General features: G+C 69.9%; 11 protein-coding genes. 5 read left to right on the top strand and 6 right to left on the bottom strand.

Features of this window, described 5'->3' with window-relative positions:
• Positions 1-58: 58 nt before the first annotated feature.
• Positions 59-913: an SDR family oxidoreductase gene (locus KUM44_RS01820; RefSeq protein WP_217205745.1), complete on the bottom strand. Its 855-nt coding sequence runs from the start codon at positions 911-913 to the stop codon at positions 59-61.
• 95 nt (positions 914-1,008) lie between these two features.
• Here KUM44_RS01820 and KUM44_RS01815 point away from each other — a divergent pair, with 95 nt between their 5' ends.
• Positions 1,009-1,413, top strand: a complete 405-nt coding sequence (locus KUM44_RS01815) for a helix-turn-helix domain-containing protein (RefSeq protein ID WP_217205743.1) — start codon at positions 1,009-1,011, stop codon at positions 1,411-1,413.
• A 74-nt stretch (positions 1,414-1,487) separates the two neighbouring features.
• Here the strand turns inward: KUM44_RS01815 and KUM44_RS01810 are convergent, their stop codons facing one another.
• The 5 genes from KUM44_RS01810 to KUM44_RS01790 all read right to left on the bottom strand — a co-directional run bounded on the left by KUM44_RS01810 (position 1,488) and on the right by KUM44_RS01790 (position 8,434).
• Complete coding sequence (locus tag KUM44_RS01810; protein ID WP_217205741.1) at positions 1,488-2,567, bottom strand: 2-oxoacid:ferredoxin oxidoreductase subunit beta; 1,080 nt, start codon at positions 2,565-2,567, stop codon at positions 1,488-1,490.
• Positions 2,560-4,488 carry a 2-oxoacid:acceptor oxidoreductase subunit alpha gene (locus KUM44_RS01805; RefSeq protein WP_217205740.1) on the bottom strand — a complete coding sequence of 643 codons (1,929 nt, stop codon included), beginning with the start codon at positions 4,486-4,488 and terminating at the stop codon, positions 2,560-2,562. Before KUM44_RS01805 ends, KUM44_RS01810 begins: the two co-directional genes overlap by 8 nt.
• A 254-nt stretch (positions 4,489-4,742) precedes the next feature.
• The gene (locus KUM44_RS01800; protein WP_279616921.1) at positions 4,743-5,402 is read right to left on the bottom strand and encodes a response regulator transcription factor; all 660 of its coding nucleotides are present in this window, start codon (positions 5,400-5,402) and stop codon (positions 4,743-4,745) included.
• Between the two features lie 300 nt (positions 5,403-5,702).
• A complete protein-coding gene (locus tag KUM44_RS01795; RefSeq protein WP_217205738.1) occupies positions 5,703-7,067 on the bottom strand; it encodes a sensor histidine kinase in 1,365 nt (454 codons plus the stop codon).
• Positions 7,068-7,225: 158 nt separating this feature from the next.
• Complete coding sequence (locus KUM44_RS01790; protein ID WP_217205736.1) at positions 7,226-8,434, bottom strand: sensor histidine kinase; 1,209 nt, start codon at positions 8,432-8,434, stop codon at positions 7,226-7,228.
• Between the two features lie 316 nt (positions 8,435-8,750).
• On the opposite strand from KUM44_RS01790, the gene KUM44_RS01785 reads away from it, so the two are divergent.
• Genes KUM44_RS01785 through KUM44_RS01770 form a run of 4 tightly spaced genes read left to right on the top strand, consistent with a single transcriptional unit; the run spans position 8,751 to position 12,179 of the window.
• Positions 8,751-9,146, top strand: coding sequence for an NADH-quinone oxidoreductase subunit A (locus KUM44_RS01785; protein WP_217205734.1), 396 nt, complete (start codon positions 8,751-8,753; stop codon positions 9,144-9,146).
• Complete coding sequence (locus tag KUM44_RS01780; protein WP_217205732.1) at positions 9,137-9,778, top strand: NADH-quinone oxidoreductase subunit B; 642 nt, start codon at positions 9,137-9,139, stop codon at positions 9,776-9,778. The genes KUM44_RS01785 and KUM44_RS01780 overlap by 10 nt, the downstream gene beginning before the upstream one ends.
• Positions 9,775-11,214 (top strand): NADH-quinone oxidoreductase subunit C, encoded by a 1,440-nt coding sequence (locus tag KUM44_RS01775; RefSeq protein ID WP_217205731.1) that lies wholly within the window; start codon positions 9,775-9,777, stop codon positions 11,212-11,214. The genes KUM44_RS01780 and KUM44_RS01775 overlap by 4 nt, the downstream gene beginning before the upstream one ends.
• Positions 11,211-12,179 carry a complex I subunit 1 family protein gene (locus tag KUM44_RS01770; RefSeq protein WP_062724073.1) on the top strand — a complete coding sequence of 323 codons (969 nt, stop codon included), beginning with the start codon at positions 11,211-11,213 and terminating at the stop codon, positions 12,177-12,179. The genes KUM44_RS01775 and KUM44_RS01770 overlap by 4 nt, the downstream gene beginning before the upstream one ends.

Raw genomic sequence — 12,179 nt, 5'->3', positions numbered from 1 at the left:
CATACGGTCATGACACGCGGGGGCCCGGGCCGGTGTGCGGGGCGGGGGGGGGCGGGTGTCAGCCCTTGAGCGCGGCTGCGATGGCGTCGGCGAGCGGCGTGGTCGGGCGGCCGCTCAGGCGGGACAGGTCCCCGCTGTCGACGACCAGCTCGCCCTTCTCGACGGAGGCGTCCACGCCGGCGAGGATCGCGGCGAGCGGCTCGGGGAGCCCGGCGCCGGTCAGGATCCCGGCGAAGGCCTCGACGGAGACGGCGTTGTTGGCGATCTCCTTGCCGGTCTGCCGGCTCAGCTCGGCGGCGTACTCGGCGAAGCTCCATGCGACGTCGCCGCCCAGCTCGTACGTCTGGTTCTCGTGCCCCTCGCCGGTCAGCACGGCGACGGCGGCGGCCGCGTAGTCGGCGCGGGAGGCGGAGGAGACGCGGCCCTCGCCGGCGGCGTGGGTGACCGCGTTGTACTCGAGGACCGGGGCGAGGTTCTCGGTGTAGTTCTCGTGGTACCAGCCGTTGCGCAGCAGCGCGTAGGGCAGACCGGACTCCAGGAGCGCCTTCTCGGTGCCCCGGTGGTCGTCGGCGAGGGCGGCCGTGAGGGTGCCGGGGGCGCTGGTGTAGGCGAGCAGCGCCACGTCGGCGGCCTTGGCGGCGTTGATGACGACCTGGTGCTGGCCGACGCGGCCCTTGTCGAACTCGTTGCCGGATATGAGCAGCACCTTGTCGCCGGCCGCGAACAGTCCGTCGAAGGTCTCGGGGGCGTTGTAGTCGGCGGTGGCGATCTTCACGCCGCGCTCGGCGAGGTGGGCGACCTTCTCGGGGGTGCGGACGACGGCGGTGACCTGGTCGGCCGGAACCTTCTCCAGCAGCTGCTCCACGACATGGCGGCCCAGGTGTCCGGTGGCTCCGGTGACGACGATGCTCATGATCAGAACTCCTTGTGGGATGCGTTGGTGCTGCCGCTAACCCTAGGGGATGCGCTAACTCTTCGAAAGTACCCACTTTGAGGTAAGGTACTGGCATGGCAGTAAGTCCCGTGGCAGATGCAGCGACGAGCAAGTACGACATCGGCGAGGCGATGTGCCCCTACCGCCTGGTCCTGGAGCACGTCACCAGCCGTTGGGGTGTCCTCGTCCTGATCGAGCTGCTGGAGCGCCCCTACCGCTTCAGCGAACTGCGCCGCACGATCGGCCGCGTCAGCGAGAAGATGCTCACGCAGACCCTCCAGACCCTGGAACGTGACGGTCTGGTCCACCGCGACGCGAAACCGGTGATCCCCCCGAGGGTCGACTACTCCCTGACCGACCTGGGCCGCGAGGCGGCCGAACAGGTGCGCGGGTTGGCGCTGTGGACCAGCGAGCGGATGGGAGACGTCGAGAAGGCGCGGCAGGCGTACGACGCACGCAAGGTCGACTCGCGCGGCTGAAAGGCTGGGCCGGACATGGTTGAGGGCCCGGTGCCGTACGGCACCGGGCCCTCAACCATGTCCGAACGGGCCGGTCAGCCCACCACCGTCCAGGTGTCCCCACCCGCCAGCAGCGCGCCCAGATCCCCCTTGCCGTTCTGCTCGATCGCCGTGTCCAGCTGGTCGGCCATCTGGGTGTCGTACACCGGACGCTCCACCGAGCGGAACACGCCGACCGGCGTGTGGTGCAGGGTGTCCGGGTCGGCCAGGCGGGAGAGGGCGAACGCGGTGGTCGGGGACGCGGAGTGGGCGTCGTGAACCAGGACCTGCGACTCGTTCTCCGGGGTCACGGTGACGACCTTCAGGTCACCGGTCTGCGCATCCCGTACGACGCCGCGCGCCCTGTCCGCGCCGAAGCGGATCGGCTGCCCGTGCTCCAGCCGGATCACCGCCTCCTCGGCCTGCTGCTTGTCTTTGAGGGCCTCGAAGGCGCCGTCGTTGAAGATGTTGCAGTTCTGGTAGATCTCGATCAGCGCCGTGCCCTTGTGGGCCGCCGCCTCGCGCAGCACCTGGGTGAGGTGCTTGCGGTCCGAGTCGATCGTGCGCGCCACGAAGGACGCCTCCGCGCCGATCGCCAGCGACACCGGGTTGAAGGGGGCGTCCAGCGACCCCATCGGCGTCGACTTCGTGATCTTGCCGACCTCGGAGGTGGGAGAGTACTGGCCCTTCGTCAGACCGTAGATCCGGTTGTTGAACAGCAGGATCTTGAGGTTGACGTTGCGGCGCAGGGAGTGGATCAGGTGGTTGCCGCCGATCGACAGCGCGTCACCGTCGCCGGTCACCACCCACACGCTCAGGTCCCGCCGCGAGGTGGCGAGGCCCGTCGCGATGGCGGGCGCGCGGCCGTGGATGGAGTGCATCCCGTAGGTGTTCATGTAGTACGGGAAGCGGGACGAACAGCCGATGCCGGAGACGAAGACGATGTTCTCCTTGGCCAGGCCCAGCTCCGGCATGAAGCCCTGGACCGCGGCCAGGATCGCGTAGTCACCGCAGCCGGGGCACCAGCGCACTTCCTGATCGGACTTGAAGTCCTTCATGGACTGGCGGGCCTCGGCCTTGGGGACGAGCGAGAGTGCCTCGATCGTGCCCGTGCCTTCCGTGGACGTCTCAGCCATCGATGGCCTCCTTGAGCGCCTTGGCGAGCTGTTCCGCCTTGAACGGCATGCCGTTGACCTGGTTGTACGAGTGGGCGTCCACCAGGTACTTCGCCCGGATCAGGGTGGCGAGCTGGCCGAGGTTCATCTCGGGGATCACCACCTTCTCGTAACGTCCGAGTACCACGCCCAGGTTGCGCGGGAACGGGTTCAGATGGCGCAGATGCGCCTGCGCGATCGACTCGCCGGCGTTGCGCAGCCGCCGGACCGCGGCCGTGATCGGGCCGTACGTCGATCCCCAGCCCAGCACCAGCGTCGTCGCCTCGTGCGGGTCGTCGACCTCCAGGTCCGGTACCTCGATGCCGTCGATCTTGGCCTGGCGGGTGCGGACCATGAAGTCGTGGTTGGCCGGGGCGTACGAGATGTTGCCCGTGCCGTCCTCCTTCTCGATGCCGCCGATCCGGTGCTCCAGGCCCGGGGTGCCAGGGATCGCCCACGGCCGGGCGAGGGTCTGCGGGTCGCGCTTGTACGGCCAGAAGACCTCGCTGCCGTCCTGAAGGGTGTGGTTCGGACCCTGCGCGAACTGCACGGTCAGGTCCGGCAGCTCGTCCAGCTCCGGGATCCGCCAGGGCTCCGAGCCGTTGGCCAGATAGCCGTCCGACAGCAGCATCACCGGAGTGCGGTACGTGAGCGCGATCCGCGCCGCCTCCAGAGCCGCGTCGAAGCAGTCGGCCGGGGTGCACGGCGCGACGATCGGCACCGGCGCCTCGCCGTTGCGGCCGAACATGGCCTGCAACAGGTCCGCCTGCTCCGTCTTGGTCGGCAGCCCTGTCGAGGGTCCGCCGCGCTGGATGTCGATCACCAGCAGCGGCAGCTCCAGCGACACCGCCAGGCCGATCGTCTCCGACTTCAGCGCCACACCGGGGCCGGAGGTCGTGGTCACCGCCAGCGAACCGCCGAAGGCCGCACCCAGCGCCGCGCCGATACCGGCGATCTCGTCCTCGGCCTGGAAGGTCCGTACGCCGAAGTTCTTGTGCTTGCTCAGCTCGTGCAGGATGTCGGAGGCCGGGGTGATCGGATACGAGCCCAGATACAGCGGCAGGTCCGCCTGGCGGGACGCGGCGACCAGTCCGTAGGACAGGGCGAGGTTCCCGGAGATGTTGCGATAGGTGCCGACGGGGAAGGCCTTCGTCGCCGGGGCGATCTCGTAGGAGACGGCGAAGTCCTCGGTCGTCTCGCCGAAGTTCCAGCCCGCGCGGAAGGCGGCGATGTTGGCGGCCGCGATATCCGGCTTCTTGGCGAACTTCGAGGTCAGGAACTTCTCCGTGCCCTCGGTCGGCCGGTGGTACATCCAGCTCAGCAGGCCCAGCGCGAACATGTTCTTGCTGCGCTCGGCCTCCTTGCGGGTGAGGTCGAAGTCCTTCAGTGCCTCGACCGTCAGGGTCGTCAGCGGCACCGGATGGAGGCTGTACCCGTCGAGCGAGCCGTCCTCCAGCGGCGAGGAGTCGTAGCCCACCTTCTGCATCGCCCGTTTGGTGAACTCGTCCGTGTTGACGATGATCTCCGCGCCCCGCGGCAGATCGGCGATGTTGGCCTTCAGAGCCGCCGGGTTCATCGCGACCAGCACGTTCGGAGCGTCGCCCGGAGTGAGGATGTCGTGGTCGGCGAAGTGCAGCTGGAAGGAGGACACGCCCGGCAGGGTGCCTGCGGGGGCCCGGATCTCGGCCGGGAAGTTCGGCAACGTCGACAGATCGTTGCCGAAGGTCGCCGTTTCCGAGGTGAAACGGTCGCCGGTGAGCTGCATTCCGTCGCCGGAGTCCCCCGCGAAACGAATGATCACCCGGTCCAGCCGGCGGACGTCCTTCGTCCCTGCCGGTTTGCGCTGCTCTCCCACGACGGCTTCGTCAGCCTGCTCCGCTGGGCTACTGACCTGGCTGGTCACTGAACTGGACCTCCCTTGAGGCGGCGTCTGGGCACGGCCTTCCCGCAAGCCTTCCCAGGATCAACCCTACGTCTGCAAAGGTCGCTCTCCCTGGGCCATTCGCATGACGGACGTGGATTTCAGGTGGTGCGCCACCAGGAATTGTCTTGATTTACACGCCCCCCCGGCGCTTTTTTGAAGACGCTCCCCGCGCGTTCTTTGGTTCTGGTCCGCAAGCTCGGCAGATCCGGGCTTTCTGACACGGTGTCAGATCGTTAGGAGTTGAGATAGGTGAGGACCGCCAGAACCCGCCGGTGGTCCCCGTCGCTCTGCGACAGCCCGAGCTTCAGAAAGATGTTGCTGACGTGCTTCTCGACCGCTCCGTCGCTCACCACCAGCTGCCGGGCGATGGCAGAGTTGGTCCGCCCCTCGGCCATGAGTCCCAGGACCTCCCGCTCACGCGGCGTGAGCCCCGCGAGGACGTCCTGCTTACGGCTGCGGCCCAGCAGCTGGGCGACGACCTCCGGGTCGAGCGCCGTACCCCCTCGGGCCACCCGCACGACCGCGTCCACGAACTCCCGAACCTCCGCCACGCGGTCCTTGAGCAGATAGCCGACTCCGCGGCTGGACCCGGCCAGCAGTTCCGTGGCGTACCGCTCCTCCACGTACTGCGACAGTACGAGTACCCCCAGCCCGGGGTGCGACTTGCGCAGCTGGACGGCAGCCCTTACTCCTTCGTCGGTGTGCGTCGGCGGCATTCTCACGTCCGCCACCACCACGTCCGGCAGCTCGCCCTGTCCGTCCAGCTCGGTGATGGTCTTGATCAGCGCGTCGCCGTCTCCGACGCCCGCCACGACCTCGTGCCCACGGTCGGTCAAAAGCCGGGTCAGTCCCTCCCTGAGCAGCACCGAATCCTCGGCGATGACCACCCGCACCCTGTCCTCCACGTCCCCGGCCCCCCGTGTGCCTTGGCATTCGGCCGAGCGTGTCCCGGCCCTGTCGTCCTTCGCGCCCTCAGTATCCCGCGATCGGCTCTTCCGCACCGGGCCTGTGGATAACTGCATGCGAACGACGTGACGGGACTCGGGGTGTGTCTGCGGCCAAGGCGTGCTTGCTGTCAACGCGTGTTTGCTGCCACACGGAAATCCGGCCCCGAACCAACCGGAGCCGGATCCCTGTGTCGGTGGGATGCCGAAGGGCACCCCCGAACAGCACCCCGAACGGCACCCTCCGAACTACACGGTCCGCCAGGGAAGCTCAGCCGTCACCCTGGTGGGCCCGCCGACCGGCGAGTCGACCACCAGGATCCCGTCGACCGCGTCCAGCCGCTCGGCCAGCCCCGACAGCCCCGAGCCGCCGGAGGTGCCCGCGCCACCGACCCCGTTGTCCACGACCTGCAACATCAGCCGGTTCTCCACCCGCCACACGTCCACGGCCGCCCACGTCGCCCGCGAGTGCTTGCTGATGTTCTGGAGCAGCTCCGACACCGTGAAGTAGGCGATCCCCTCGATCGCCGGCACGGGCCGATCCTCCAGATCCACCTGGACCTCCACCGGCACCGCGCACCGCGAGGCCACCGCCGACAGAGCCGCGTCAAGACCCCGGTCGGTCAGGACCGCCGGATGGATGCCGCGTGCCAGATCCCGCAGCTCTTGCAACGCCGTCTTCACCTCGCCGTGTGCCTCGTCGACCATGCGCGCCGCCGCCCCGGGGTCCTCAGCGAGCTTCTCCTTCGCGAGTCCGAGATCCATGGCCAGGGCCACCAGGCGGGCCTGGGCGCCGTCGTGCAGGTCGCGCTCGATGCGCCGCAGGTCGGCGGCGGCCGTGTCGACGACGACACCGCGGTCCGACTCCAGCTCCACCACGCGTGTGGCAAGCCGCGACGGCCCGAGCAGGCCGTGCACCAGCACCCGGTCCACCATCGTCAAGGCCCGCACGATCCAGGGCGTGGCCAGCGTGAACAGCAGGCCCACCAGCGCGGTGACCGTGATCTCGAAGGGGTTGTCGAGGTAGATCTGGCGCGTCTCGTCGCCGTACACCTGAATGCCGTCCTGACCGGCCGACACCGGCAAGGCCCAGAACCACAGCGGATAGGTCAGCAGCGCCCAGCCGTACACCCACACGTTCAGCGCGACGACGAAGGAGAACACCGCCCACGGGAAGTGCAGCACCGCGTACAGCAGGGCCCGCCACGACGTCCCGCTCTTCAGCACGGCCCCCATCCAGGCCATGAAGCCGCTCCGGCGCATCCGCAGCGGCTCCGGATCCGCCACCTCCAGCTTCAGCAGCGCACGCGCGCGTGCCCGCTCCAGCACCCCGAAGCCACGGCAGCCGGCCAGCCCCGCCGCCAGCACCGGGATGCCGAGGAACGTCACCAGCAGGCCCGCGCCCAGCGACACCATCGTGATGGCGTACACGAACAGCAGGATGCTGATCGGAAGACCCAGCAGCACATACGAGAACTCCCGCCAGCTGCGTGCCTCGAACGGCGCCCGCAGCCCGGCCGGCAGCCGATGCCGTCGCTCGCCGCCGTGCTCGGGAAGGCCGCGCTCGGCGTAACCGAGCCCGTGCCCGTAGCCCTGTCCGTACTCCGTGGCCATCGGCGTCGTCCGTTCTCCTCGTCCCGTCAGCCCCGCCGCCGGGGCTGTGCCGTCGTATCTCCACCCTGGTCGACCGCAGGTCCGTGGACCATGGAGGCCGTCGGCGTCTCGAACGGGGGGTTTTCCCTACCCCTGACCGGGCCCTGCCCTCGTCCCGGCTACCCCTGCCCGGGGATGCGGTCCCGCCAGGGCAGTTCCGCCGTCACGGTCGTCGGACCGCCCTGCGGTGACTCGATGACGAACAGGCCGTCCACGGCGTCCAGCCGGTCGGCGAGCCCGCGCATGCCCGTGCCGCCGTCGAGGCGCGCGCCGCCACGGCCGTCGTCCCACACCTGGATGAGCAGCCGTTCGTCCGACCGCCAGACATCCACCGACGCCGACTTCGCCCCACTGTGCTTGCTGATGTTCTGCAAGAGCTCGGAGACGGTGAAGTAGGCGATGCCCTCGATGGCCGCCGCCGGTCTGGACAGCAGGTCGACGGTCACCTTCACCGGCACCGTGCAGCGCGAGGCCACCGCCGACAGGGCGGCATCCAGGCCGCGGTCGGTCAGCACGGCCGGATGGATGCCCCGGGCCAGATCCCGTAGCTCCTGAAGCGCCAGCTTCACCTCGCCGTGGGCCTCCGCGACCATCGTCGCCGCCGCGTCCGGATCCTCCAGCAGCTTCTCCTTGGCCAGGCCCAGCCCCATGGCCAGGTTGACCAGGCGGGCCTGCGCGCCGTCGTGCAGATCGCGCTCGATGCGCCGCAGATCCGCGGCCGCCGTATCCACGACGACCCCCCGGTCCGACTCCAGCTCGGCGATCCGGCGCTCCAGCTCGTCGGAGGGCGACAGCAGGCCGCGCACCATCGCCCGGTCCGCGTTCGTCAGGCCCCGCGCGATGAACGGCAGCACCGGCCACAGCACGAACAGCGAGGTCAGCGTGATGGCGAAGGTGAGGACGCCCCAGGGCAGCCGGATGAATTCGTACAGGATCGTGCGCCAGCCCACCGGGTCCTTCAGCGCCAGCCACAGCTGCGGGAAGAACCCGTCCTTGCCGCCGCGCAACGGCAACGGACTCGGCTCGTCCATCCGCACCCCGAGCAACGCACGCGCGCGTGCCCGCTCCAGCTTGCCCAGCTGCCGCGCGCCCACCAGCCCGGCCGCGAGCAGCGGGAACCCGATCACCGTCAAGGTCAGGAAGGCACCGGTGAACAGCACCGTCACGACGTAGGTGAAACCGAGCAGCGACAACGGAAGGTTCGCCAGGAGGTGCGCGATCTCCTTCCAGGTGTGGCGGTCGTAGGCGAAACGGGCGGGGGGCAGCGGCGGCTGGTCGCCGTCGGACCGCCCGGAGGCGTCCCGCGAAGGGCTGGGGCGTTCGGTCATATGGGCTAGCGTGCCGCGCGGTGCGCCGCGGCGCCATGAGGCGGACTGCCGTCGTCTACGGGGGAAATCCCCACCCCCCGACCCGCCCAGGCACCGGACCGTCGTATCCCGATGGGTCTCGACGGGATCTCAACGCGTGACGGGCTGCTTACGGTCTCTTTAGCAGGGCCTAGACTCCCGTGCGTACAGATCGTCGAACAGCGGTGTTCACCGGAAACAGCAGTACTCACCGGAAACGGCAGTGTTCACTGGATCGCCAGTCGCAGGACACTGGTCCTGAGGCATCGGTGACGAGGTCAGGGAGCGAGGGGCGGACGTGTCGGAACTGACCGTCGTCGTGGCGGCGGACTACTTCCAGTCCTACTCGGTCGTCGGACTGCTGGCCGTCGTCGGCGTGCTGTTCGTCGCCGTCGCCTTCGGGGCGGGCCGCCTGCTGCGTCCCGTGGTCCCCACACCCGAGAAGCTCCTGACGTACGAGTGCGGCGTCGACCCCGTCGGCGAGGGCTGGGCCCACACCCAGGTCCGCTACTACGTCTACGCCTTCCTGTACGTGATCTTCGCCATCGACTCGATCTTCCTGTTCCCCTGGGCCACGGTCTTCGCCGACCCGGGCTACGGCGCGACCACGCTCGTCGAGATGTTCATCTTCCTCGGCTTCCTGGCCGTGGGCCTGCTCTACGCATACAAGAAGGGCGTCCTGGCATGGACGTGACGCCAGACACCAACGAGCAGCCCGTTCTGCTCCCGGAGCCGAAGCGGCTGGGCGCACTGGCCCGCCTCGCTCCCGAGCCGATGAAGGTGATCCTCAACTGGGGCCGCCGCTACTCGCTCTGGGTCTTCAACTTCGGCCTCGCCTGCTGCGCGATCGAGTTCATCGCCGCGTCGATGGCCCGCCACGACTTCATCCGCCTCGGCGTGATCCCGTTCGCACCGGGCCCGCGCCAGGCCGACCTGATGGTCGTCTCCGGCACGGTCACGGACAAGATGGCCCCGGCCGTGAAACGCCTGTACGAACAGATGCCCGAGCCGAAGTACGTCATCTCCTTCGGCGCCTGCTCCAACTGCGGCGGCCCGTACTGGGACTCCTACTCCGTCACCAAGGGTGTCGACCAGATCATCCCGGTGGACGTGTACGTCCCCGGCTGCCCGCCCCGCCCCGAAGCACTGCTCCAGGGAATCCTGAAACTCCAGGAGAAGATCGCCCGGGAGTCGCTGGGGGAGCGGTACGGCAGCGGGACGGCGCGCCCCTCCACGGCGGCGCTCCAGAGCGGTCTGGTCAGCGCTCCTGAGGCGCCGGGTTCAGGTGGCGTGAGTGGTCCGGACGCGGGGGAGGCCGACCGATGACGACGACCGGCTGGCTGCCCGCCCCCGTCGAGGACCTCTTCGGCCCGGAGGCCACCGCCGAGGAGTCGTACGACGTCCTTACGGTCGACGTACCCCCGGCGTCCTGGATCACGGCCCTGAAGACAGCCCGCGACGAACTGGGCTGCACCTACTTCGACTGGCTGAGCGCGGTCGACGAACCCGGCACCGGCTTCCGCGTCGCCGCCCATGTCGCGGCCCTGTCTCCGGTACGACGCCTGCTGGTCCGCACGACGGTCCCGCACGAGGCACCGACGCTGCCCACGGCGGTCGGCGTGTACGCGGGCGCCGCCTGGCACGAACGCGAGACACACGAAATGTTCGGCGTCCTGTTCGCCGACCACCCTGCCCTGGACCACCTCCTCCTCCCGGACAACTTCGAGGGCCACCCCCTCCGTAAGGACTTCGTTCTGGCAGCCCGAGTCGCCAAGGCCTGGCCCGGCGCCAAGGAACCCGGCGAGTCCGAACACGGCGGCCCGAAGCGCCGCCAGATGCTGCCCCCCGGCGTCCCCGACCCCAACGAATGGGGCCCCCTCAAAGGCCAGCTCCCCGCTGCCCCGGCCCGCCCGGCCAGGGGCGCGGGACGCGCGGCGGGCGAGCGCCCGGCACGCGCGGCGGGAGACCGTCCGGTCCGACGAACGCGCACGGCCGCAGAGGGCTCGGCGAGCCGGCCGGACCCCTCGACCACGGGCGGGGCTGCGGCCACAGGCGCGGCGGGGACACCTCGACGGGCGCGCACGGCGGCGGAAGGCTCGGCCAGCCAGCAGGGCCCGGCCGGTCAGCAGGCAGCCGTTCCGGCCGCAGACGGTTCGCCCGGCCAGACGTCCGCTGCGGGAGCAGCCGAACCCTCACCGGAGACGACCGCGCCCCCGACGGGCACCGGTACGCCGACCACACCTCGGCGTTCGCGGACCGTCGGCGAGGGCTCGGCGAGCCAGCGGACCGAGACATCGGCGGACGCGACGACCGAGGGAACGGGGGAGGGGCAGGAGCCGGCCGCGACCACCGCCCCGCCGGTCCGGCGCGCGCGCAGCGCCGGCGAAGGCTCGGCATCGCAGCGCCCGGGAACGGGCACGGCCCCGTCCGGTCCCCGCCGATCCCGCAGCGCCTCGGACGGCTCCGCAAGCCAGCGGCCCGCTTCCGACGCGGCGTCACCCGAGACGGCCCCCTCGGCTCCTCCGACTCCCAAGGCCCCCCGAAGCCCGGACGCCCCCTGGCACCACGCCCGCCCCGCCTTCGACGAGCCCGAGCCACAGCAGCCCGGGTCGGCCCCTGAGCAGCCCACGTCGCGCCCCGACCAGCCCGCCCAACCCGAGCCCGACGAGCCTCAGGCCGCCCCCGCCGAGAACGAGGACCCCACAGACTCCGCCGACGACCCCGCCGACGACCGCACCGACCCCGCAGGAGGCCCGCAGTGAACGACGCGCTGGACGTCACCCTGCGACTCCTGATCGTCTTCGTCGTCTTCCTCACGTTCCCCCTGCTCATCGGCCAGACCGAACACAAGGTCATGGCCCATATGCAGGGCCGTCTCGGCCCGATGTACGCGGGTGGCTTCCACGGGTGGGCCCAGCTCGTCGCCGACGGCGTGAAGTTCGCGCAGAAGGAGGACGTCGTCCCGGCAGGCGCGGACCGCCGTATCTTCCAGCTCGCCCCCGCAGTGGCCCTCCTTCCCTATCTGCTGGTCCTCCTCGCCATCCCGATCGGCCCGGGCGAGGGCGCGGTCGGTGAGGTCATCGACGCGGGCATCTTCTTCGTCCTGGCAGTCATGGGCGTCGGCGTCCTTGGCTCGCTCATGGCCGGCTGGGCCTCCGCCAACAAGTTCTCCCTCCTCGGCGGCCTCCGCACCGCCGCTCAGCTCCTGGCCTACGAACTCCCGATGCTGCTGACCGCCGCCTCCGTGGCGATGGCGGCCGGCACCGTCTCTCTCCCCGGCATCCTCGACGCCTTCGAGTGGTGGTGGCTGCCCTGGCAGATCGTCGGCGCGATCGTCTTCTTCGTCGCCGGACTGGCCGAGCTCCAACGCCCGCCCTTCGACATGCCCGTCGCCGACTCGGAGATCATCTTCGGCGCCTACACGGAGTACACCGGCCTCCGTTTCGCTCTCTTCCTCCTCGCCGAATACGCCGGGATCGTCGTCCTGTGCGGCCTGACCACCGTCCTCTTCCTGGGCGGCTGGCACGGCCCCTGGGGCGCCGACGGCCTCGGCTGGGTCTGGACCCTGCTGAAGACGGCCGTCCTCGCCTTCATCGTGATCTGGCTCCGCGTCACCTATCCCCGACTGCGCGAGGACCAGCTCCAGAAGCTCTCCTGGACCCTCCTCGTCCCCCTCTCCCTCGCCCAGATCGCCCTCACCGGCGTCGTCAAGGTGGTGATCCAGTAA

Source organism: Streptomyces sp. AC550_RSS872, from assembly GCF_019049285.1.
Taxonomy (GTDB): Bacteria; Actinomycetota; Actinomycetes; order Streptomycetales; family Streptomycetaceae; genus Streptomyces.
Note: the sequence above shows the minus strand (reverse complement) of the source record. Positions and strands in the feature narration are given on the sequence as shown.

Coding starts and splice junctions, on each gene's coding strand:
- KUM44_RS01820 (WP_217205745.1), bottom strand. CDS start 913: ATGAGCATCGTCGTCACCGGAGCCACCGGACACCTGGGCCGCCATGTC.
- KUM44_RS01815 (WP_217205743.1), top strand. CDS start 1,009: ATGGCAGTAAGTCCCGTGGCAGATGCAGCGACGAGCAAGTACGACATC.
- KUM44_RS01810 (WP_217205741.1), bottom strand. CDS start 2,567: ATGGCTGAGACGTCCACGGAAGGCACGGGCACGATCGAGGCACTCTCG.
- KUM44_RS01795 (WP_217205738.1), bottom strand. CDS start 7,067: ATGGCCACGGAGTACGGACAGGGCTACGGGCACGGGCTCGGTTACGCC.
- KUM44_RS01790 (WP_217205736.1), bottom strand. CDS start 8,434: ATGACCGAACGCCCCAGCCCTTCGCGGGACGCCTCCGGGCGGTCCGAC.
- KUM44_RS01780 (WP_217205732.1), top strand. CDS start 9,137: ATGGACGTGACGCCAGACACCAACGAGCAGCCCGTTCTGCTCCCGGAG.
- KUM44_RS01775 (WP_217205731.1), top strand. CDS start 9,775: ATGACGACGACCGGCTGGCTGCCCGCCCCCGTCGAGGACCTCTTCGGC.